General features: G+C 51.8%; 16 protein-coding genes. 11 read left to right on the top strand and 5 right to left on the bottom strand.

Annotated features, from left to right (window positions below; genetic code table 11):
* Window positions 1–87: 87 nt before the first annotated feature.
* The 5 genes from K6123_RS05290 to K6123_RS05310 all read left to right on the top strand — a co-directional run bounded on the left by K6123_RS05290 (window position 88) and on the right by K6123_RS05310 (window position 12,562).
* The gene (locus K6123_RS05290; RefSeq protein ID WP_221794881.1) at window positions 88–3,567 is read left to right on the top strand and encodes a carboxypeptidase regulatory-like domain-containing protein; all 3,480 of its coding nucleotides are present in this window, start codon (window positions 88–90) and stop codon (window positions 3,565–3,567) included.
* Window positions 3,564–8,339, top strand: a complete 4,776-nt coding sequence (locus K6123_RS05295) for an IgGFc-binding protein (RefSeq protein WP_221794883.1) — start codon at window positions 3,564–3,566, stop codon at window positions 8,337–8,339. The genes K6123_RS05290 and K6123_RS05295 overlap by 4 nt, the downstream gene beginning before the upstream one ends.
* 206 nt (window positions 8,340–8,545) lie before the next feature.
* On the top strand, window positions 8,546–11,611 hold the full coding sequence (locus K6123_RS05300; protein ID WP_246624632.1) for a transglutaminase-like domain-containing protein: 3,066 nt from the start codon (window positions 8,546–8,548) through the stop codon (window positions 11,609–11,611).
* A 2-nt stretch (window positions 11,612–11,613) separates the two neighbouring features.
* Entirely contained in the window at window positions 11,614–12,072 is a 459-nt protein-coding gene (locus K6123_RS05305) for a hypothetical protein (protein WP_221794887.1), read from the top strand.
* Between the two features lie 88 nt (window positions 12,073–12,160).
* Complete coding sequence (locus K6123_RS05310) at window positions 12,161–12,562, top strand: hypothetical protein (protein WP_221794889.1); 402 nt, start codon at window positions 12,161–12,163, stop codon at window positions 12,560–12,562.
* 252 nt (window positions 12,563–12,814) lie between these two features.
* On the opposite strand, the gene speE is transcribed toward K6123_RS05310, so the two are convergent.
* The gene (gene speE, locus K6123_RS05315; RefSeq protein WP_221794890.1) at window positions 12,815–13,675 is read right to left on the bottom strand and encodes a polyamine aminopropyltransferase; all 861 of its coding nucleotides are present in this window, start codon (window positions 13,673–13,675) and stop codon (window positions 12,815–12,817) included.
* A 192-nt stretch (window positions 13,676–13,867) separates the two neighbouring features.
* Here speE and K6123_RS05320 point away from each other — a divergent pair, with 192 nt between their 5' ends.
* Complete coding sequence (locus tag K6123_RS05320; RefSeq protein WP_221794892.1) at window positions 13,868–14,287, top strand: lysozyme inhibitor LprI family protein; 420 nt, start codon at window positions 13,868–13,870, stop codon at window positions 14,285–14,287.
* Window positions 14,288–14,368: 81 nt separating this feature from the next.
* Window positions 14,369–14,578, top strand: coding sequence for a hypothetical protein (locus K6123_RS05325; protein ID WP_343223963.1), 210 nt, complete (start codon window positions 14,369–14,371; stop codon window positions 14,576–14,578).
* Between the two features lie 102 nt (window positions 14,579–14,680).
* Here K6123_RS05325 and K6123_RS05330 read toward each other — a convergent pair whose 3' ends face one another.
* Window positions 14,681–15,910 carry an MFS transporter gene (locus K6123_RS05330; RefSeq protein WP_221794894.1) on the bottom strand — a complete coding sequence of 410 codons (1,230 nt, stop codon included), beginning with the start codon at window positions 15,908–15,910 and terminating at the stop codon, window positions 14,681–14,683.
* A gap of 326 nt (window positions 15,911–16,236) precedes the next feature.
* Between K6123_RS05330 and K6123_RS05335 the strand changes: the two genes are divergently transcribed.
* The gene (locus tag K6123_RS05335) at window positions 16,237–17,544 is read left to right on the top strand and encodes an MATE family efflux transporter (RefSeq protein ID WP_246624633.1); all 1,308 of its coding nucleotides are present in this window, start codon (window positions 16,237–16,239) and stop codon (window positions 17,542–17,544) included.
* A 102-nt stretch (window positions 17,545–17,646) separates the two neighbouring features.
* Window positions 17,647–18,117 (top strand): DUF3291 domain-containing protein, encoded by a 471-nt coding sequence (locus K6123_RS05340; RefSeq protein ID WP_221794897.1) that lies wholly within the window; start codon window positions 17,647–17,649, stop codon window positions 18,115–18,117.
* Window positions 18,118–18,191: 74 nt separating this feature from the next.
* Here the strand turns inward: K6123_RS05340 and K6123_RS05345 are convergent, their stop codons facing one another.
* Both K6123_RS05345 and K6123_RS05350 read right to left on the bottom strand, forming a co-directional pair.
* Window positions 18,192–19,787, bottom strand: coding sequence for an ABC-F family ATPase (locus tag K6123_RS05345; RefSeq protein WP_221794899.1), 1,596 nt, complete (start codon window positions 19,785–19,787; stop codon window positions 18,192–18,194).
* Window positions 19,788–19,949: 162 nt separating this feature from the next.
* Window positions 19,950–20,882 carry an NAD(+)--dinitrogen-reductase ADP-D-ribosyltransferase gene (locus K6123_RS05350; protein WP_221794901.1) on the bottom strand — a complete coding sequence of 311 codons (933 nt, stop codon included), beginning with the start codon at window positions 20,880–20,882 and terminating at the stop codon, window positions 19,950–19,952.
* A 67-nt stretch (window positions 20,883–20,949) separates the two neighbouring features.
* On the opposite strand from K6123_RS05350, the gene K6123_RS05355 reads away from it, so the two are divergent.
* Both K6123_RS05355 and K6123_RS05360 read left to right on the top strand, forming a co-directional pair.
* Complete coding sequence (locus tag K6123_RS05355; protein WP_221794903.1) at window positions 20,950–21,861, top strand: ADP-ribosylglycohydrolase family protein; 912 nt, start codon at window positions 20,950–20,952, stop codon at window positions 21,859–21,861.
* An 82-nt stretch (window positions 21,862–21,943) separates the two neighbouring features.
* Entirely contained in the window at window positions 21,944–22,294 is a 351-nt protein-coding gene (locus tag K6123_RS05360; RefSeq protein WP_221794905.1) for a hypothetical protein, read from the top strand.
* 83 nt (window positions 22,295–22,377) lie between these two features.
* Here K6123_RS05360 and efpL read toward each other — a convergent pair whose 3' ends face one another.
* The gene (efpL, locus tag K6123_RS05365; protein ID WP_221794908.1) at window positions 22,378–22,950 is read right to left on the bottom strand and encodes an elongation factor P-like protein EfpL; all 573 of its coding nucleotides are present in this window, start codon (window positions 22,948–22,950) and stop codon (window positions 22,378–22,380) included.
* Window positions 22,951–22,980: the final 30 nt, after the last annotated feature.

Here is a 22,980-nt window from a genome sequence, read left to right on the forward strand (position 1 = left end):
TTTGTTGTGTAGAGTCGGCATTTCCATACTCTTTCCGCGCTTATGCCGGTTGTAATTCAGAACGGCAATAATTCAGGGAGAGTGGGAATGAGCACATGGACACGTGTATTTGTTCTGCTGATCGCTATGCTGCCCGCATGGGCCTTTGCAGCATCAGAGCAAATCGATAAGGCTACGTCGTGGCTGTTGCAACAGCAGCAAGCGGGAGGGCAATTCTCCTCCAGTACGCTGGCGAGTGATTGGCAGGTCAGTGCGGAGGTTGTAAAGGCACTGGCTCTGGTTGATCAGGTTTCTGAACTAAACACCGATACTCTGATCGCGTTTCTGGGAAGCCTGGACGCAGCAGAAACCGAGTTTTTGTCACTACGGATTCAGCTCAATGCTGCTTTGAATAACAGTATTGCTGATGATTTGCAGCTCCTGTTGGAGCGACAAAATCCGGATGGTGGCTTTGGTAGTGAAGCTGATTTTGACAGTAATAGCTACGATACCCTCTATGCTTTGTTAGCGTTGGCTGAACAGCCAGAAGACCATATGTCTTCGATTCTTTCTGCGTTGGCTTATCTGACAGCTGCACAGAATGTTGATGGCAGCTATCAGTTCAAGGGCAATACTGACAATCTCTCGGATGCCCTGACTGCACGGGTGATGACTGCCTATGCTCCCTATCTGATGAAAGCCGATATCGCTAGTAACGTGCGGTTGTTGCAGCAGTTCCTGTTGTCCCGTTTACAGAATAGCTCCTCCTCCTGGCAAACCGCGCTGATGCTGACTGCGGTGATCCCATACACTGCTGATACCACCCTATCTCAGGCTGCTATGGAGGAATTGTTGACGGCTCAGGCATCTGATGGCTCCTGGGGGCAGGATACTTACACCACGGCACTGGCTCTCCAAACGCTGTATTTCTTCCAGAATATCGATTCAGTAACTGATCCTCTTGCATCAGTGATCAAGGGGCGGATTCTGGCTCAGGGGCAACCGGCTGTTGGAGCGAGTGTCGCACTCGGTAGTGAGGCGGACAGTGTTTTAACAGATACCGATGGCCGCTTTGTTCTGAATAATGTCACCCCGGGCAGCTTTGATATTGCCTACTCACTGGCTGGTTATTTTAGCAGCAGCCAGAGTGGTTCGATCAACGAAGCCCAGTTGATGGATGTCGGTACCATTGAACTGACAGCATTGCCGGATACCGGTGTAGTCAGTGGTCGCATCAGCTCAGCAGAAGATGGTGCTCCCTTGGCGGGAGTTTCGGTTCAGGTTGTTGGTGACACCAGTGTTACTGCGGTTACCGATAGCAACGGTGATTACCGCATCGTGATGGCGCCAGGGGATATTACTTTGTCAGTAACATTGAGTGGCTATCAGTTGCTGACAGGCTCAGCAACGTTACACGCCGGTCGCGAGTTGCGTTTTTCTCCACTTTTGTCTTTGCTCGATGGCACCCCGCAATTGGTAACGTTGCAAGGCCGTCTGGTGGATTCAGGCAGTGGTGACCTGATCCCGGTTGCCAGCGTTTCTGTGAATAACGGTACTGCCCAGTTTGTGACAGATGGTTTGTTCGCAATCGCTGATGTGCCGGTCGGTCAGATTCTGCTGACGTTTATTGCCGACGGTTACCATGATGCCAAAGCCACCGTTCTGGTCGACAAAGCTGGCGTGGTGTCGTTGGGGGATATGCTGATGACAGCGGATTCCGAGCCACTGGGCGTTGCAAGTATCACTGGAATTGTAACGGCTGCTGAAGGTGGTAGCCCGATTGCCAATGCACAGGTTTCTGTATCTGGTTCCGCTGCTGTATTGACGGCGGCGGATGGTTCCTTCTCGACGACGGTTACGCCAGGTGATGTGTCTATCTCGGTATCTGCTGATGGTTTCATTGATGCATCTGTCAGCGTCACACTCGTTGCTGGGGCTTCTTTGACTTTATCTCCCGTGCTACAGAAAGAAATTGATCAAATGGTTTCAATCACGGGTCAGGTATTGGACAAGGATTCAGGAGAAGTGCTGATCGGTGCTCTTGTGTCGGTAAATGACGGGGCGTTTTCAACTGAAATGACTGCCAGTGGGTTTAGCCTTTCAGGTTTGCCTCTGGGAAACATCAACCTGACTGTCAGCGCGGATGGCTATCAATCAATACAGGGTAGTAGCTCCGCTTTGCAGGCCGGTACTGTAAATATTGGGACTATTTTCTTGGAGCAGGACCCCGAGAAAGATTTGGTTACTCTAACTGGTCGGGTATTGGATGACGTTACCGGTGAAGTATTGATTGGCGCGCTTATCTTGGTGAATGACGGCGCATATTCTACAGAAACGAATGCTGATGGATTCACTCTGGCCGGTTTACCTCAGGGAAATATCCAGCTTGATGTCAGTGCCGACGGTTATCAGTCGATGCAGGGCAGTAGTGCCGCCTTGCAATCAGGAACGTTGAGCCTGGGCGATATTCGTCTGCAACCTGAGCAAACGGCAGAAACCACTACTATTAATGGTCTTGTGCTGGATGCGGTGACTGGCGAACCGTTGTCGAATGCTCTGCTTACCATTACCCCGCAGCCTGACCCGCAAGAAACGGATCCTGTGGTGCTGGAGCAGGATCCACAGGTTATTGAACTGCGAACTGATGCCCAGGGCAGCTTCTCCGCTACTGATCTGGCGTTCCGATATATGGAAATACTGGTTCAGGCAACCGGTTATCTGTCGAATATTCAGCAGTTGAGTTTGGCAGAGCACGGTACCCAGCTATTGCAGATAGCTCTGAATAGCTATTCCGCTGGCGGAATCGAAATCACCGATTTGAGCACCGATAGTGATATATACGCGGCTTATACCGATGTGCCAATGTCAGTGGTGCTGGACAACAATTCTGTTGTTGCCCGGCGGGTGTCACTGATGGCTGAAGTATTCGATGCACAACAGCAGTCAGTGCAGCAGCTGCAGATTGGTCTGGATAGTGATGCTGCTGGTTCGCCAGAACCTGTCAGCCTGGTTCCGGGGAGCCCGGTAACGGTTACTGGTCAGTGGTTTAGCGGAACCTCCGCGCCAGGGCAATATGCTCTGGTTATTTCTGCCTACGATGCCATGACTGGACAGATTGTGGCGCAAAAACAAACCTCATTCTCTATTGAAGAAACCCGCGAGTTACTGGGGGTAACCCTGCTGGTGAATCCGCGAATTTCACGGGTTGGTGCAGATGAAGTGGTCGAGCTGGCGGCAACTTTCCGCTACGCCGGTAATGTGGATGCCAGTTTTGATCTGGATTACCAGCTCCTGAATGCCGATGACCAGGTGGTATTGAGTGGCTCGGCGGTGGTTGAACTGTTGTCCGATGATACCAGTAAAACCATGGTGTTGAGCAGTGACTCGTTAACGTTTGAATCTTCCGGGCGTTATTTACTTCAGGCCCTGGTGCCCGGTGTGGCGATTGAGATCAGCTCAGACTGGATTGTGGTTGCCCCTGCAACCCGGATTGAAGTCAGCCAGGAGCTGACGCCTGAAACCGTCCTGCCCGGCAGTGACCGCACACTCAACGTTGAAATTTTGCTGCAAGGAGTGGAGCAGAAATGACAATTTTTATACGACTTTTGTTGTCGCTGATGCTGGCGGCCACTGTGTCTGTGGCCAGTGCTGCTGTTGATAGTCGCGGCAAGGAATTCATGTTTGCTTTTCCTCCCAACTACACGAATAGCGGTAATTTAAGTCTGTTTATATCGTCAGAAACATCAGCAGCGGGAACTGTTGAGATTCAGGGGTTGGGTTTTGTTGAAGCCTTTAATATTGAGGCTGATACTATCCATGAAGTGAAACTGCCTGTTGGTGCACAGGTTTCAGTTACCGGCTCTGTGCAGGAAAAGGGTATTCGGGTTGTTAGTGATTCCGATATAAGTATTTATGCATTAAACCAATATCCACATACGACCGATGCTTTTCTGGTACTGCCAGTTGATACGCTTGGTATGGAGTACCTGAATGTTAGCTATACGGGCATTGGTGGAATGCCGTCCCAGATGTTGGTGACTGGTGTGTATGATGGTACAGAGGTTACCATCACAACAAAAGTTGCCACAACTTCTCACAAAGCTGGAGATTCGTATACAGTTACTCTTAATTCAGGGCAAAGTTATCTGGTTTCAGGATCGTCTACCAATGATTTAACGGGTAGTGAGCTGAAATCGACTGCTCCTGTGTCGGTTCAGGGAGCGGTAAAGTGTGTCTATATTCCCGTAGGATATGCGGCCTGTGATCATATTGTTGAAATGTTGCAGCCGGTATCTACCTTGGGGCGCTCATTTTTAACAGTTCCCCTTGCGACCAGGAAACGAGGGGATGTATTTCGAGTTATTGCTAGTGAAAATGCTACTGAAATATATATCGATGGAGAGCTTGAAAGTATAATTAATCGTGGCGATTTTTATGAGATGATTCTGACCCAAAAATCTCAGATAGAAACTACTAAACCTGCTTATTTGGCGCAATATTCTCCAGGTCAGAATTTTGATCATGTAACATCTGATCCATTTATGATGTTGATACCACCATCAGAGCAGTTTTTAGATCATTATAATTTTATTTCACTGGGTGCCAGCGTTGGTTTTAAAAATAGCTTTGTGAACGTTGTTGCACCTGCCTCTGCTATTTCAGGTATGTTTCTGGATGGTGAATTGGTAAATGAGTCATTATTTGAGGTGATTGGAGATAGCGGGTATTTAGGTGCCCAAATACCAGTAGCTGATGGCGCCCACAACCTGGTTGCTTCAGAAGCATTTGGTATCTATGTATATGGCTTCGGCTCTGCTGACTCCTACGGTTATCCGGGTGGCATGTCGTTCGACATGATCAATCCTCGTGGTGACGTCTACGCCCCGGGTGTGCGTCTGGAATTGATCGGTGATTACATCGTGGGGTATGCCACTGACAGTGAAGATGCCAACGCTAATAAATCACTGGATGTCGGCGAAGATCTGAATGCCAACGGTGTTATTGATCGTCGCTCCGAAGACCTTAACAACAACGGTTTGCTGGATGACGGTGAAGATCTGAATGGCAATGGTGTTTTGGATCGGGATCAAGGGGTCTTTCGGATTGAATTATCTGATGATTCAGACAACCTGTTGCTGGAAACAGACCGCTTTGTTCCCGGTAGCACCGCCGCCAACTTTGTAATTTCCCGCATAGATGCCAGTCAGCCTGCGTCGGGTACATTGAATGTACTGGATGGTGCTGGTAACACGACCAGTGTGCCGATAGTTTTCTTCAGCAAGCCGTATCTGAGCACCGTCAGTGTGGTCAGTACCTTCAGTAATAACCAGCTGGAGCTGGTGCAGGATTCTTTCAATAAAACGCCGGTTCGAATTGAGGATCTGGGTGATCGTACCGAAGTGGAATGGCAATACGACCAGTTCCCGGCAGATCAGACAGACACCCTGATGTACGACCTGATCATGCGTGATCCAGTGCCTGGGGAGACCCGTCTGGTATTGCACGACCTGGTACTCAGTTATGCGGATGTAAATGGCAATCCGGTAGTTATTTCACTGGGTACCCGGGCCGTGACTGTGGCGCCGTCGATGCTCAACCTTGCGACGGCTACCGACAAGATCCGTTACCGTGCTGGCGAAACCGTTGCTATTCAGACTCCTGTTCAAAACCTGGGTGATATGGACGACAGTGCTCGTTTGGTTATTCGAATCCTTGATTCTGAAGATGCGTTGGTGGCGGTAGTAGCAGATCAAACCGTCAGTGTTATTGTGAATAGTACTTTGCTGGTGGATGACACGCCTTTTGATCTGGGCAATATTGCAACCGGCTCTTATCGTGTGCAGGCGCAGTTACTGAATGCCAGTGATGAGGTATTACGTCAGGCAGAAGCCCCATTTCTGGTGGTTACCGATTCAGACGACCTGATTGATCTGGATTCCTCTGTCTATACACAGCAACCGACTTATAGCCCATGGGACAAGGTGGATATCACTGCCGGTTTGCAGAATATGGCCAGTAATTCCACGGTCGGTCTTACCAACCTAGAACTCAAAGTCCGTGCGCCGGATGGACAGGTACTGCTGACAGAACAGAAAACCCTGAATTCTATTGCTCCTGCTGCGGTGCATCGCTACAGCTTTTACTTACAGCTGGACGATGCGGTTAGTGGTGACTATCAGGTCAGTTGGAAAGCCCTGGATGAAGATGGTCAGGCTGTGACGTCTGCTATGACGACTTTCAGGGTTGAGGTTGATGCAATTCAGGCGTTGGTTGGCCTGGTAACTGCGGCAGATGATCGTATTTATCATACCGGCACTACCCAGTGTCAGTTCCAGATTAGTAATCGTGGCTCAGATGACGCTGGTGGACTGGAATATGCTACCACGTTGGTTCAGCTCGATAGTCAGCTGGTAATCAGTCGTGATGAAGCAAGCGGGGATATCGGCGCCGGAACTGAAACGAATTGGACTCTGGATATTGAAGCAGAGGGCAAACCATACGGCGGCTACTCCTGCATTCTGGAAGTAAAAAATGGTGACAGCTGGCAGGTCCTTGCATCAGATAACTTCGAAATTCAGACGCCCGCTATCGATGTTGGTTTGGCAACTGGTGAACGTGGCCGTGTGCTGGTACTGACAGATGCAGAGCCGGTTTGCAAAGGTCTGGAAAGCATTGATTTCGCACTGACTCTTAACAATGAGCTGGCGGTACAAAGCGGTTGGGAAGTGGAGTTGGTAGACGTAGCTGGTGGTCTTGTCCGTAGCAGCACTGTCTATGCCAATGGATACGGTCGAGCGAACTCTCGCCACAGTTCTCATGAAGATGAACAGCAAGCAGATCTGAGCGCTCAGGTAGGTCCGGATGGTCGCTTGTTGGTTAATCTAAGCTCAGAGTTGCTTGCTGATGGCTACATCCTGACCGTCTCAGGAAAAAGTCACGGTAAAGGCCAGCCTGCTGCTTCCGAGCAACAATGGTCGCTGGCGACTCACTGTGATCGCTCTTTTGATACCAGCGTGATTGATGATGGCTTACAACTGCTTGACTGGACCATGGTTCGGGCAGATGACAGTCGTGTGCGCATGAATCAGGTCTCAGATGTCAATCTGGAGCAGCAGAACCAGTGGCTCTATCAGCTGCTGACCGACTCCGGCTGGGAGATTACGCTGGTTCATACTGCAGATGATTTTGCACTGCAACACCGACTGGGTGATTACAGCAGTTACCTGTTACTGGCCAATCGTGTGCAATTGCCGAAAACCATCCTCAAGGAACTGCGAGAAGCTGTTTTTGCGGGTAAGGGGTTAGTCGTAGCCAATGGCTTTGGACATCGTAACTATTGGCTGGAGCCAGCACTGGGTAGCAGTACTCTGGGACATGGAACCAGAGCTACCTCAATCGATGTATTGGCTTCGGATCTCAGTGAAGCCTGGTCTGGTGTGCTGCCAGTGGATACGGCTCTTAATACACTGAAAGTAAACGCTGCCGACACGTTGGCCGTATTTGCCGGGGATACGGACGAAAACCATTGTTACCAGCGACACGATCATGAAGATGAGCACGGATCAAGTCACGGAAATGCTCAAGTCAACAGAAATGGTCAGGCTCATGGCAACGGTCACACTCACCATCACCAACGCGCTGCAATCACAGGTTACCAGTACGGTGCGGGAGGAAGTTTGCTGTTCGGCTTTGATCTGCTGCGACAGGCTTACACCGATGGCGCAGATGGGCAGTACAGCAAGCTGTTGACCAGTGCACTGGCTGAGGTTAGCCCATCGAATACCTTTATTCACTCCGGCGCAGTGCAACCTGTGTGGGTCGAATGGCAAAACCGTCGTGGTGCGGTAGATGTTGTCAGTACGCTATCACTTCCTGTCGGTTCCGAATTGCTTGTAAACGGTTCTTTCAGCGATGAACAAGGGAGTTGGGTCAGCCGCTTCCATATGGATGAACAACAGATCCAACGTGAACGGCTCTACGTTCGTCTGGATGATACGGATTTGGCACAAGCCATCACCATAGATACCTACGCCCTTGATGGTGACCAACAAACAGAGCAGCAACAGGCCGTTCTTGAGTTGGCCGTGCTGCCAACACCGGCAATGGCGGATACGCGTGTGTTACTCGAGAACCTGGCTGCCAGTTACTGGTATCGGCTGGAATATCGCAAGATGGTGCGCACTTTCGATAAGGTTGAAAGCATGATTGCCAAACAGAAGTGGTATCAGGCGGAAACCTCCCTGCTGCAAATTGCAGATGACTTGATGCAGGTTGACGAGGCTGATGAAGACGCAGTGGTTGCTGCGCGTCAGCAACTTCAACGTCACATTCAATGGATTGGCCAGCAACTGGCTCAGTAAGACAGATACGGATATCACTTATGAATACTGTAGATACCAGAACTCCGGTGCAGCACATTGATTTGCTGGAAAATAATTCGACCAGGGATTCCAGCCTGTTACGGCAGCTATCCCGGTTGGTTTTGCTGTTGTTCCTGAATGCCGTTATCTGGCCATCCTGGGCCGTTGCGGTAGAGCTCGATCAGCAAAAACAGCAGCAAGCAGACATGCGTTGGGATCAGGAGAATCGCAACCTCCATCAGGTATTGGGGAACCTGAAAAACCACGTCAAACAACAGCGTCAGCAAGTGCTGGATGAAGTTAACGCTGAGCGTGGATTTATAAGCCGGGCAATGAATGCTATCGGGCTGGGGCAGGATGCCCTGGCTGACGATGACGGCAAACGTTACCTCCAACGCCTGAACAGTCTGAAATCTGACGTTGAATTATCCCTCGACACAGAGCTGGAACAGTTAAAGGCCAAAGGCGTTGACGATGTGATTATTCAGCGTCAGCTGCAACAACGGCAGAAAATACTTGACCGTTATCAGCAGGTACAGAATCAGCTACAGGCTGCCACGCAGGAACAATCGCTGCAGGAACAACAAGAAAACATCGATGAGCTGCAGCAAACGCTGGAGCAATACCAAACTCGTAAACCAAGAGATCCGTTCGATCCAAACAAATTGCCGTGGCGTATTCCAAACCCGCAAGATACGCCAGCTCCGGCAGACGATGCCAACCAGTTGAGCCAGCGATACCAGCTGCCATTGTTTGAACAAGGCCCGATGCTGGCAACCAATGTGATTACGGCGGATATGCTAGGTAATCCAGGCGGGCCAACCCAGGCTGATCTGGATGCCACGCTTGATGCTCAGATCACAGAAACCATTCAGGCCAAAGCCGTAGCGCTGAATAACGACCCGGTTGAGATCTATCAATGGGTTCGCAATAACATCGAATTTATACCCAGCTATGGCTCTATTCAGGGGGCTGAATACACGCTGCAGCACGGCAAGGGTAACGCATTCGATACTGCCAGTTTGCTGGTTGCCTTGTTACGTGCAGCCAACATTCCTGCCCGTTACGCGTTTGGCACCGTGCGTATACCTGCAGATAAGGTAATGAACTGGGTGGGTAATGTTCAGGCCGCAGAATCCGCAGGTCATTTGATGGGGCAGGGCGGGATTCCAAACACGGCTCAGACAATTGGCGGAAAGATTGCCTATTACAAACTGGAACACGTTTGGGTCGAAGCCTGGATTGACTACCTGCCAAGTCGTGGTGCCAAGCATTCCACAGGTGATACCTGGATTCCGATGGACGCCAGCTTCAAACAGTATGAGTACACCGAAGGCATGAATCTGGAAGAACAGGTTCCATTCGATGCCCAGGCTCTGGCAGATACTATTGAGCAGAACACTACCATCAACGAAGACGAGGGCTGGATTCAGAACGTTCCACAAAGCGATGTTGAGCAGGCACTGACCGATTATCAGGCACAGCTGCAGCAATACATTGAAAACCAGAACCCGGACGCCACAGTGGGGGATGTACTGGGAACAACCAATATCAAATCGGTTGTCAGGGAATCATTGGCGGCTTCTTTGCCTTATGAGCTGATGACCCGCAAGCTGGTCGCCTCGTCACTGACCGATAGTCAACGCTGGAAATTCCAATACACATTGGGCACCAGCTTGTATGGGCAAATGGGCAGTACTCTGCTGAGCATCAACAAGCCCACCGTTGAGCTGGCCGGTAAAAAACTGGCGTTGTCATTTGCGCCAGCCACTGATGCCGATGCCGAAACCATTGCCAGTTACCTGCCGGAGCCCGATGAAAATGGCGAGATAGACCCGAATGCAATTCCAGACACCCTGCCGGGTTATCTGATCAATTTGGTCGGCGAATTCAGTATTGGCAACGAAGTGGTAGCAACCTCTTCTGCGGTTAGCATGGGCTCAGAACTGTTGTCTGAAATGGGCTACTGGAGCCCGTCCTGGGGACTGGAAACCACCGAAAATGAACCGGTTGCAGGTGAATACCGGGCCATCGCACTCGATCTGCAAGGCATTAGCCAGACTCAGGCAGCGGCGTTAAAAACCGACCTGGAAACCACTCAGGCTAAACTGACGGCTGAAGACTACACCGATCTTGGCAAACAACAGCTGGTCGGCGACCTGCTGTATAGCACCATTCTCAGCTACTTTGCCCTGAATAACCTGCAGGATGAATTGACTGCCCGTGCTGCAAGCATGGTGAGCTTTAAAGCGCCAAGTTACGGCATGTTCAAAACCAACCTCAAACCGCAATACTGGTTTGGTGTACCGCGCAACGTCGTTATCGATGGCTTGACAATGGACGTTGACCATATTGAACACCAGGTGGTGGAGAGGAATAACGATCAGGAACGCTGGAAAGCTTATAACCGAGCCAACGGCGCAAGGATGTCAGCGATGGAACACATGGTGCCAGAATTGATGTTATCAACCGAAGACAACCCTGCGCATGGCATTAGTGCTGTCAAAGCAATCCAGCTTGCTGCGTCAGAAGGCCAGAAAATCTGGACTATTACTCAGGCCAACCTCTCTACAGCATTGGCTGCGATTGATTTACCGGATGATATTGAAACCGATATTCAAAACTCGGTTTATGCGGGTAAGGAAGTTACTGCTCATGAGACCGCAGTCAATTTTTACGGGACTAGCCAGGTTGGCTATATCGTACTTGACCCAGAGACAGGAGCGGGTGGGTATTTGATCGGTGGTGGGGAGAATGGAGGTGAGATAATTGAAAATAGTATTTCACAGCGATTAGGATGGTCGCAGTATACAGAAAATTCAAGTGTAACGGGCTCTTTAGTAAACGGAGTTGTTAACTATGTCGGTTTTAGCCTTAACTATGTAGCTAGCTGGGTCAAGTGTAGTGAGACTGTGCTGAATATTATTTCATTCATAGTAATTATTATTTTAGCTGCTCTGATTGTTTCTGCTTTAAGTCTTGGTAGCGGAGCAGGTGTAGCAATAGGTCTTCTTTTGTGGGCATCATCTTCATATGCGGCTAAACCAACGGGAGGTGAAGACTGCAAAATGGATTGTAGTCTTGCATCTGCATTCCAGTTGAAAGCGGCCGGAATTGAAGATGGCCATGCTTATAAAACTAGTTATGGTGCGATACCTAATTCTCGTTATGATATTTGCGCTTGCAAAGATGGTTCAATTGCTATTTTTAGAACGAAACAGTGCGGTCAAATGAACGCATTGTGGGAAGTTACTTTCGAACGATGGAAATAGTCATGCCTAAATTAGTTTATTGCTATTTGGAAATTTTTGGCAGCAATTTCGATGCTGCCCGTTTTTCGGTATTGGAGGGTGTTCCGAAAGGAGATGTTTTTTATCAAAAATCCGCTACCCCAAAGTTACGATCCCCGGTTAAGGCGGTACGGCAAGGAAATGTTGTATACTGGAGGACAGATAAAAAATACTTTTCTATAGATGGGGTTGATGATTATGAGGTTTTTCATGATTATATATATGAGGAGGATTTTTTAATTGATTTTTTAAATGATCACATAGGGTTGATAGAAGTCTTGAAACCCTTTGAGAATGAAACAACTGAAATTTGGCTTGTGGCTATATATGAAGCCTCTATAAATGACAGGCCCTCTGGCATGCATATAGGGAACGGTTTGATTATGGCGTTGAATAGCTTAAGTTGCTCATTTTCAACAGATATTAAGTTCTCAGATAACTAATAATTTAAGTTCACAAAAAAACGTGACAGCCATGATAGTGGTAATCTGGAAATTCCAATACACATTGGGTACCAGCTTGTATGGGTAAATGGGAGGTGCGCTGCTAAGTATCAACAAACCGACCGTTGAGCTGGCCGGTATAAAACTGGCATTGTCTTTTGCTCCGGCCAGTGATGCCGATGCTGAAACCATCGCCAGTTACCTGCCAAAACCCGATGAAAGTGGCGAGATAGATCCGAACGCAATTCCAGACACCCTGCCGGGTTATCTGATCAATATGGTCGGTGAATTTACTGTTGGCAATGAAGTGGTAGCGACCTCTTCTGCGGTTAGCATGGGCTCAGAACTGTTGTCTGAAATGGGTTACTGGAGCCCGTCCTGGGGACTGGAAACCACCCAAAATGAACCGGTCGCTGGTGAATATCGGGCCATCGCACTTGATCTGCAAGGCATTAGTGTAGTGGATTCAATAATCCGGACTCCCAGATAGAGGTATCCAGATAATCTCCTGATCTTTTGTTAAGAAGGAAACGCTGAAAATCACGTCATTCCGGGCGAGCCTGTGAACTCTGGGCCTGGTAGGTCGGAACACATATAGCGATAGAAAATTCACCTCCGTATGGATTCTTAACCTGCGCGGCCCGGTTAGTTCAGGATGACGAGTAATATTTGTTGCTGTGATCCTGACTGATCAGCATCACAGCAAGCTGGCTCGTTTTTATATCCGCTCTGTTAAACCGTATCAGGCTTTAACCAACAGCTTGCGAACATAGTTCGGCAATGCGAAAGCCGCTACGTGAACGTCGGCGTTGTAATAACGGGTTTCGAAGCCGGCAGCGTCAACGCGCTCCTGAATCTGTTCAGCGGTTTGCTTGCGCAGGCTTTCATCATCAGATGCCCACGCCAGCGTCATAAAGCCACCAATGTAGGTTGGAACCGGCATCACGTAGAAGCTGGTGTCGGTGTACAGCTTGCTGAGGCGCTGGTAGGTATTGGTGATTTCATTTTTCTGCATAAACGGCACGCCGTTCTGCGCCACCATGATGCCGCCTTCGTTCAGGCAGGTTTTCTCGTCCTTGTAGAAGTCGGAAGTGAACAGTACTTCGCCAGGGCCGATTGGGTCGGTAGAGTCAGAAATGATCACGTCGAAGGTGTCCTGACACTGGGCAACGAATTCCTTGCCGTCAGCAATCACGATGTTGGCGCGCGGATCGTCGAAGGCACCCTGAGAGTGGTTCGGGAAGTATTCCTTGCACATGTCGATGACGCTGCCGTCGATTTCAACCTGGGTCACGTGTTCTACGTTCTTGTGACGCAGCACTTCGCGCAGGATGCCACCGTCTCCGCCGCCAATGATCAGCACGCGTTTTGGATTCGGGTGAGCGAACAGCGGCACGTGAACCATCATTTCGTGATAGATGAATTCATCGCGCTCAGTGGTTTGCACCACGCCGTCCAGCAGCATCACACGACCCATAAAAGGCGTTTCAACGATCTCCAGATACTGGTGCTCGGTTTTCACCTCAAACAATTGCTTGGTGACTGTGAAGGACTGGGCGTAGCCATCGTACAGGGTTTCGAAAACGACTTTGTTATCTGACATGCGGATTCCTGAATGACAGAGGGTGAGTTAGGCCCGGCAGTATAAAGGACTGCGGCGGTGAGTGGTAATCGGCCTGTGTTGGGTTGGAAAGAGGGGATATGTGCGGTAGCAGATGGAAAATTGCTTCCATGGTGCCATCGACGCAGGTTCGCTGGCTGGTCAAAATAGTGTCCTTGAACACAAGGAATTCGCATGAACTCAATTCAAACACTGGTAGTGGCTGCCAGCCTGGCAGTCGGGTTTGAGTGTTGGGCTAATGAGCCTGACTGTAATGATGCCAACACCACCATTGAAATTAATCAATGTGCGGCCCGCCAGCTGGAGGCTGATGAAGCCATGTTGCAGCAATATCTGCTGGGCAGTTTGGCCGTAAATGAAGATGATGAGCTGGTTGCTGCCATTAAGCATGCCCAGCAGGCCTGGCTGGGTTACCGCGAAGCCCACTGTGGTTCGGTTTACAGCCAGTGGCGTGATGGCACCATGCGCGGTGTGATGGCGCTCGATTGCAAAATCCAGTTAACCCGCCAGCGTACCTATGAAATCTGGAATACCTTTTTGACGACCATGGATGGCTCCATCCTGATGGATGAACCGCAATTTCCACAGGATTAACAGCCTGTGACGGAGCACTGCATCAAAACCGCAAATTTGTGGTCTGATCGGATTCCCTTCCTTTAGCCAAGAGAAACTGCCGTGTTGTCAGATCTGGATCCCGTTGTACTGCTACTGGGCGTGTTGTTCAGCTCGATTGGGCTGGGCTATTTTATCTATGGTAAAAAGCAGGCCAACCTGGTGGTGCGTTATACCGGTGTGGCCCTGATGGTGTATCCGTATTTTATCGACAACGTCTGGGCGGTAATTGCTGTTGGTGTCGGTTTGATGCTGGTGCCGAAGTTTATCTGACCAGACTTCGAAGGGTTTCTGCTGGGTGTAATAGCGAAATGTCTAATACACCGCGACTGCCCATGTGCCTGTTCAATTATCTGCAGTTTAATGCGTCGCTGCTTAATTCGCCGCAGTTTGGTTTGCATTACAGGGGGCCGTCTGGCCTGCGGCTATGCTGCCAACCGTCAGATATAACAGCAGCGCCAGCCCGGTCATGGCGGCCCCAACAAAGCCGGTCGAACTCCAGCCAAATCCGGCCGCGACGGCCATGCCACTGAGCCAGGGGCCCATGGCGTTGGCGATATTGAAAACCGACGCACTGGAAGCCGCCGCCAGTGTCTGGGCGTCGGCGGCAATATCTATCAAATGGGTTTGCAAGGCCGGGGATATCGACACCATGGTGCCGACCAGAAAACAGCCCAGCAGCATGCTTGGTAATGTGTAAGTCAGCAGTGGGTAAATCAGCAGGGTGACGGTGCCCCACAGCAACAGGATGCCCAGCGAGCGAAACCTCAAACGATCAAACAGCCAGCCGCCAAACATATTGCCGCTGATACCGCCCAGACCAAAGGCGGCCAGCGCCACCGGAATCCACATCGGGTCTGCCTTGGCCTGATTGATCAGGGTTGGAGCCTGATAACTGAAAGCGCAGAACATTCCGGCAAAACCGACCGAGCCAATAATCATCGACATCCAGATTGCCGGATTGCGCACGGCTTTCAGTTCATCCAGTGGGTTGTTGCGTTGTTCATGAGGGGTTTCAGGCAGGCACAGCAAAATCATCAGGATCGTCAGCAGCGCCAGTCCGGCGATGATGGCAAAAATCACCCGCCAGCCCGCTAATTGACCGAGCCAGGTTGCCAACGGGCTGCCAAATAACATGGCGCAGGAAATCCCCAGCATCACCCGGCTGACCGCTTTGGCGCGGCCATCGGGTGGAACCAGCGACGCCGCTACCAGCGACATCACACCAAAATAGGCACCGTGTGGCATGCCGGATAAAAAACGGCTCAGCATCATGGCGCCATAGTCGGCCGCCAGTGTGCTGACGGCGTTGCCAACCGCAAAAAAAGCCATCAGCAATAACAACAAATAACGACGCTGCATGCGTGCGCCAGCCACGGCCAGAATCGGCGCACCAACCATCACTCCCAGCGAATAGGCACTGATAAAGTGGCCGACCTCCAGTTCGCTGACGCTGAGTGAATCGGCCATCTCCGGCATCAGCCCCATCGGTGCAAACTCACAGATACCGATGGCAAAGCTGCCCAGCGCCATCGAGAATTCGATCACCGAACGACTGGCAACCGACGGATAGGAGGGGGCGGCAGCGCCGCTACTGACAGACATGTATAACTCCGCTGCACAGATGAAAGCGGTTGTTATAGCAAACCAGCGGTTGTGGGGATTGGCAGAGCGCGCAGCAATATTGGGTAATTTGCGCACAGCAGGGGTGGAGAGCATGTCCGTGGCGAATAGAATGGCGGCACTGCTGTCAAACGAGTCAATGCAAGACCAACCGCGCCAGTTTATGAAAAGGATTGTTGCAGCGTTCACGATCAGCTTGTGGCTGGATCAATCGCCAGTCAGGCTTTAAGGTTCGCAGGCTGCCGATGGCTGACCAGATTCAGGGTCGCAGTGATATTTAAACAACCCAACCCTAAAGGCGCATTCTTTTGTCGGCTCAGTCCCTTGGTTCCCAACTATTCAAAATGACCAGCCCGATGGTGATGGGGGTGCTGTCGCTAATGAGCTTTCAGCTGGTCGACAGCGCCTTTATTGGCCAGCTTGGAGTAACGCCGCTGGCGGCGCAGGGTTTTACGCTGCCGATGCAAATGGTGATTATCGGCTTGCAGGTTGGTTTTGGGGTGTCTGCCAGTGTGCTGATCAGCAAGGCTATTGGTGCCGGCAAGGCGCTTGAGGCGCGTGAATTTGGTGGTCTGGTAACGGCTATCGGCAGCGCTGTGGTGTTATTGGCCTGTGTACTGATTTACCTGTTTCGGGATGGCTTGCTGGATATGTTGGGGGCGTCGGCGGATGTTAAACCGCTGGTGGATGGTTATTGGCTCTGGTGGTTGGCCAGCGCCTGGCTTGGTGCGTTTCTGTATTTCTTGTACAGCCTCTGTCGCGCCAACGGCAATACCATACTGCCCGGCACCATGATGATGGTGACCAGTCTGATCAATATGGCGCTGGACCCGCTTTTTATCTTTGGCCTCGATATGGGCCTGAACGGCGCAGCCATTGCCACCTGTCTGGCGTTTATAACGGGCATCGGCATTGTGTATGTGCGCGTGCAGCGCCAGCAGTGGCTGGAGTTTCACTTCGACGCTCTGGACCTGAAAACGGCTTTGCCGGAAATGTTTCATATTCAGGCACCGGCCATGCTGAGCCAGATGATGCCATCCATTTCCGCCCTGCTGGCCACCAAGTTGTTGGCCGGTTTTGGCTCCACCGCGGTCGCCATGTGGGCATTAGGGTCGCGCTTTGAATTCTTCTCGATTGTGGTGGTGCTGGCTCTGACCATGTCATTACCGCCCATGGTCAGTCGTGCCTGGGGTGCGGGGCAGCTCGATCAGGTACAGGCACTGGTAAAAATCTCGTTGTTGTTTGTGCTGGGCTGGCAACTGCTGATCGCTTGCATCAGCTGGCTGGCAGCCGGTGCTTTGGCGGGGTTGATGAGCGCCGATACCCAGGTCTCTGGCTTGCTGAGCCAATATTTGAGCATTGTGCCGTTCAGCCTGGGGGCACTTGGTAGCTGTATGCTGCTGGTATCCGTCTCCAACGCATTGGGCAAATCCTATAGCGCGCTGATGATATCCATTGTGCGGCTGTTTGTGTGTTATCTGCCCTGTATCTGGCTTGGGGCCCAAATGGCTGATATGGAGGGTATTTTCTGGGGCGCGCTGATCGGCAATATTCTGGCGGGCAGCTTTGCGTATGTCTCCTATCGGAAGACGCTGAAGGGGTTGTTGGGGGGCTGATCAAGTCCGGCTGTCTTGTGACTGCCTGGTTGAAGCTGTTCTGACACATCTGGTGCGCTAAAGTAGGCTGCTTCAGCAACATTCGTTTTTCAGGGAAGGAACATGAGCCAATATCAGATTGCCCAGTTGAATATCGCCAAATTGCTGGCTCCGATTGATTCGCCGCAGCTGGCTGATTTTGTCGCCAATCTGGATCGGATTAATGCACTGGCGGAAGACTCCCCCGGCTTTGTCTGGCGTTTGCAGACGGCAGAAGGGGATGCCACCAGCATCGATTATTTTGGCTCGGATCAGATTGTGAATCTGTCGGTTTGGCAGTCCGTCGACGCCTTGCATAATTATGTGTATCGCTCTGCGCATGTTGAAATTATGCGGCGCAAGAAGGAGTGGTTTGACAAGATGGTTGAATCACACATGGTGTTGTGGTGGGTGCCGGCGGGTCATGAGCCAACGGTGGAAGAGGCGGCGCAGAAGCTGGAGCTGTTACGGGAGCAAGGTGCGACGGCTGAGGCGTTTACCTTTAAAAAGGCGTTTCCGGCACCGTCATCAAGTGTGGTTGAGCCTTCGGTGTAGGCGGGAACTGGCTGGCACAAAAAACGGAGCACCAGGCTCCGTTTTTTGTGCCCGTCAAATAGCGAAAGCGCGGATTATTCCACGCCCTGGCTCTTGAGGTACTCGTCATAGGTGCCGTGGAAGTCGACGATCTTGTTATCGCGGATTTCCAGAATGCGGGTCGCCAGCGAGGATACGAACTCACGGTCGTGAGAGACGAATACCAGGGTGCCTTCGAACATTTCCAGCGCCATGTTCAGGGATTCAATCGATTCCATGTCCATGTGGTTGGTTGGTTCGTCCATGATCAGCACGTTGTGGTTGCCCATCATCAATTTGCCGAACAACAGGCGGCCTTTTTCACCACCGGAGCAGACTTTGACCTTCTTCTTGATGGCGTCGGCGTTGAACAGCAGACGGCCGAGGGAGCCGCGTACGGCGGTTTCGTCCTGTTCTTCGGTCTTCCACTGATCCATCCAGTCGTACAGGTTCATGTCCTGTTCGAATTCGTATTCGTGATCCTGGGCGTAATAACCAACGTTGGCGTTCTCAGCCCATTTGACGAAACCGGAGGTCGGCTCAACGTCGTTGACCAGGCACTTCAGGAAGGTGGTTTTACCCACGCCGTTGGCACCGATGACGGCGATTTTCTCACCGGCTTCGATCATCAGGCTGAACTTGCTGAACAGTGCTGCCTCGCCGTCATAGGCGTGACCCAGGTTGTCGATTTCCACCGCCTGACGGTGCAGTTTCTTCTCTGCCGTAAAGCGGATAAACGGGTTCTGGCGGCTGGATGGCTTGATGTCTTCCAGCTTGATCTTGTCGATCTGCTTGGCACGGGAAGTCGCCTGCTTGGCCTTGGAAGCGTTGGCCGAGAAGCGCGATACGAACTGCTGCAGTTCGGCGATCTGGGCTTTCTTCTTGGCGTTGTCGGCCTGCATACGTTCACGGGCGGCCGTCGAGGCGATCATGAAGTCGTCGTAGGTGCCTGGGTAAATCTTGATCTGACCGTAGTCGATGTCGGCCATGTGGGTGCAAACCGAGTTCAGGAAGTGACGGTCGTGCGAGATGATGATCATGGTGCACTTCATGTCATTCAGAATGCCTTCCAACCAGCGAATCGTGTTGATGTCGAGGTTGTTGGTCGGTTCGTCGAGCAGCAGGATGTCTGGATCAGAGAACAGTGCCTGGGCCAGCAGTACCCGCAGCTTCCAGCCTGGAGCAACGTTGCTCATCGGACCGCTGTGGAATTCGGTTTCGATACCGGCACCCAGCAGCAGTTCGCCAGCCTTGGCTTCGGCGGTGTAGCCGCCCAGCTCGGCAAATTCGCCCTCCAGTTCGGCGGCGCGCATGTAGTCGTCTTCGGTGGCTTCGAGGTTGGCGTAGATGGCATCACGCTCTTCCTTCACAGCCCACATTTCCTTGTTGCCCATCATCACAGTGTCGAGCACGGTGAATTCTTCGTAGGCGAACTGGTCCTGGTTCAGCTTGCCGAGACGCTCGTTCGGGGTAACGGAAACGTTACCGGCGGTCGGTTCCAGTGAACCGTCGAGAATCTTCATGAAGGTGGACTTACCACAGCCGTTGGCACCGATCAGGCCGTAACGGTTGCCGTCGCCGAATTTGATGGAAATATTTTCAAACAGTGGCTTGGCGCCGAACTGCATGGTGATGTTGGCTGTGGAGATCAAGAGATTTTCCTGCTGTTGGGGTATTGCGAATTTAAAAATGGCGGCAAGTTTACCCGAACAGGGTGGTCTTGCGCGACGCAGACTGACTAATTTGTTTCTAATTTCGGCAGTGAACAGTCTGTTGACGGGATTTGGCCTGACTGACAGCTGCCGGTGTTGTGCCTAAAGCTGGCGAGTAGCGCGGTAGAGGCCACCCACCACCAGGTATTCTTCTTCACCTTTGAGCGCGCAGGGTAGCAGGCCCGGCACGTAAAGCAGCTTGGCAACGGGGACATCGACCCGAATAACAACGTCGCCAAAAGAACCGGCGGTGTCGGCGTCGCTACTGAAAGAGTTTAGGCTGTTAAGGCACAGCACCAGTTGGCTTTTCTGCGGCGGACACATCAGCTGACGCTGCAAATCATTGCTGCCACGGTACAGCACTATATGACTCTGAGGGTCACCTGTTGCTCCCCTGAGTCGCCGCCCCAGTTCGTACTGACACCAGCTGTAGAGCAGGTCGAGTTGGGATTCCAGGCTGTTGGCATTGTAGAGGCCGGTCATGCGGGCGACCACATATTGGTGGTAGGCGTTGGAATCCGGCTCGTCGATGGGCTGATGATGGAAACGTGGCAATAGTCCGAATCGCGATTCAACCCAGCCTTTCAGAACGGCGGCTTCGATGCCGTCGGGGTTGAACATCCAGCCACGCAGTAACTTGAGGTAATCCGCCCGGCTGCGGTCGCTGGCCTGGCCTTGCTGCAGGCCGTTTCTGTCCGGGTGTTCGAGCAGAAAGCTGGAACGCATATAGTCCATAAAGTGCATGGCTCGCTGGCTGGCGTCAGCGACCTGATCCAGGGCGTGAAACAATGCCTTGTGTAATTCGAGCACGCCGTCGAGCAATAATGGCGCCGGATGCTGTTGAAAACTGAGACTGGCGAGAATTTTGGCGGGCAGATTGCAACGGTTGATAGGCAGGCAGGCTTTTACCGGCATGACAGGCCAGTCTGGCTGCCCGGCAGCCCGGTGGTTCGCAGTGGCTCTGTCACCATTTGGCAGTGAGTCGGCGTTATTGTGGGCCAACTCGGCCGCTATCGCTGGAGTATCTGGCTGCATATCAAGTCGCTCTGGAATTCCCTGTAGTGTAATTCCACACAGAGTGTAATGAAAACAGGAGTCCCGAATGCTGACACAACTCGACAGACAGTGCGGAAGTTTGCTGGGGCTGGCGTGCGGAGATGCGGTTGGCACGACGTTGGAATTCTGTGCTCGCGGCAGCTATAAGCCGCTGCGTGACATGGTCGGTGGCGGGCCGTTTCGACTGCAGGCCGGCCAGTGGACAGACGACACCTCGATGGCGCTGTGCCTGGCGGAATCCCTGATTGCCTGCGACGGCTTTGATGCCGCCGATCAGATGGATCGCTACGAACGCTGGTATCGGGAAGGGTATCTGAGTTCTACCGGCCAGTGTTTCGATATTGGCAACACGGTGCGGGCGGCGCTCAAGCGTTATCGCAAAAGTGGAGACCCGATGGCGGGTTCAACCTTGCCGAATACCTCGGGCAACGGTTCGCTGATGCGGCTGGCACCAGTGGTGATCTGGTATTCACCGGTAGAGCATGAGGTGCTGGAATATAGCGCCCAGAGTTCGGCGACGACACATGGCAGCGCCGAATGTCTGGATGCCTGCCGTTATTTTGGCTGGTTGCTGCATCGGGTTTACCTCGGCGACGATCCGAAAACATTGATCGGTCAAACGCCAGGCTGGCTGCAAACTGATTCCATTCGGGAAATCAGTAGCGGCGCGTTTATCCAGAAAGACAGCAAACAAATCGAAGGCTCAGGTTATGTGGTGCGTAGCCTGGAAGCTGCCTTGTGGTGCTTCTTTAACAGCATTTCTTTTGAGGAAGCGATTCTGCTGGCGGCTAACCTCGGTGACGATGCCGACACGACAGCGGCGATTTGCGGCCAGCTGGCAGGTGCCTGGTATGGCGTTGAAGGCATTCCTGCTCACTGGCAGAAACAGTTGTATTGGCATGACGGCATCGTCGAACTGGCGCGTCAGCTGGTGCATAAGTCCACCGGGGCAACGTAAAAGCCATCACTGTCTGGCTGGTTGTCGCTGCACCATCTGTTAGCATGTCCGGTCTATCGGGTTTTGTGACAGGGATTGTGATTTGAAAAACCGTTTGTTTCGTTATTCAAAATTATTGTTGTTGGTTACTGCGTTGTCGCTGGTGATCAGCAGTAGCGGTTGTGTCAGTGTGCGTGCCAAGCCCCATGAAAAGATCGTCAGTAATGGTGAGATGGTGCAATGTACTCATCGGTTTCCTGAATGGGAGCTGGGAGTAGAAACGCCGCAAGCCTCTTGTGGCTCGGTGGGTAGTGAACAGGAAATGGCAGCTTGCCTGGCCTTGTTTGGTGTCGTGGTGCCTGTTGGTTCTACCATCGTTTCAGGCAGTATTTACCTGGTCGGCAATACCTTGCACTGGATTGAAAAGCAGGCTTATTGCACGGATTTCTGGTGAGCCTGGAGATGAAGAAAAAGTAGAAAAGGGAAAAGAAGGGAAGGAATCAGGCAGGACGGCTCCTGCCTGACGTCGGCGTCGCCTTACTTGCTGGCGCGGCCCAGGAAACGGCGTTCTTCCACGTTAATGCGGATAACGTCGCCCTGTGAAATGTGCTCAGGTACCTGCACAACCAGGCCAGTGCTCATGGTAGCTGGCTTGGTACGGGCAGTAGCTGAGTTACCCTTGATGGAAGGTTCACACTCAGTGATTTCCAGCTCAACAATCGATGGCAGCACCAGACCAACCGGAGCACCGTCTACAACCAATACCTGCAGGTCCTGGGTGTTTTCGTTGATGAACAGACATTCATCTTCGATAGCGGCTTTGTCGAGGTGGTATGGGGTGTAGTCTTCGTTGTCCATGAATACCCAGGCGTCGCCGTCCAGGTAGGAAAACATCGCTGGACGACGGGTCAGGTCAGCGAAGTTCAGCATGTCAGAATCCTTGAAGGTTTCATCAATCTTCTGACCGGTTACCACGTCATACATACGCATGCGGTACAGGCTGCCACCGGCGCGGCCCTGTGGCGCTGAACGCTCAATATCTTTTACAAAGTAGGCGCGACCATTGTATTCAATCGCGGCATTCTTTTTGATTTCACTTGCTTTTGGCATGGCTGGATATCCTCTGCGTAACATGCTCTC

Source organism: Oceanobacter mangrovi, from assembly GCF_019740315.1.
In the GTDB taxonomy this organism is placed as follows: Bacteria; Pseudomonadota; Gammaproteobacteria; order Pseudomonadales; family Oceanobacteraceae; genus Oceanobacter; species Oceanobacter mangrovi.